Source organism: Vibrio sp. 2130-1, from assembly GCF_033339515.1.
Genome location: NZ_JAWOUT010000307.1, coordinates 1 through 681, shown reverse-complemented (window position 1 = coordinate 681; position 681 = coordinate 1). Strand labels below are relative to the sequence as shown.

Below are 681 nucleotides of genomic sequence, written 5' to 3'. Positions count from 1 at the left end.
ATAACCCAGAAATTACATTAATTATTAAAAAGGCTTTGTATCAGCTCAGTAATTTGACAGACGACTATTTGCTAGCAAAGTTTAAGTTAAAAACGGTATATAACGAACTAGTAACCGCACAACTCCAATACGTAAAGTCATTCAGTTCTGTGCAAATCATTAAAACAAAGGAGCTGTTACATCGAGGTTTTTCAATACCCAATATTAAGTTGCGTGGAACAAGGGAACTTAGCCACTCTTTACTAGTACCAGTTAGCAATAGCAAAGATACCTTAAGAGAAGTACGGGAGTTTGCAAAAGGAAGTGGTACTGACTTCGTATTGCCCATCTGTATAAATAATGGCAATGTGGTGTCAGACCAATTTGTGCCTACCAAGACCTGGCTGGCCAGCCACATATAGATACAAGCTTGATCATAACCATATAAAAACAAAAGATAATTGATACATACTTGGTAACATCTTAGTATGTGTCAATATGGTTTTTTTTTACGCAAAGTAGGAAGTATGTTGTTCTTTCTTGAAAAATTGGGGATCAAGGCAGCGATGCACTGTCGGCTCGTGAATGGTAATCAAGAGCATTTATTATGGGGACTGGATTGGAACTCGAAAAGAGCACTACTTGAGTCAAAAAATCGCTGGTTTTGGCTACCTTTACAAAATGTAGAAATATCGAATGTTA

General features: G+C 36.9%; 1 protein-coding gene. It reads left to right on the top strand.

Features of this window, described 5'->3' with window-relative positions; all coding sequences use genetic code 11:
* Nucleotides 1-401 (top strand): hypothetical protein (locus tag R7Q09_RS25905; protein ID WP_318143911.1); only part of this gene is annotated, 401 nt, incomplete at its 5' end.
* Nucleotides 402-681: the final 280 nt, after the last annotated feature.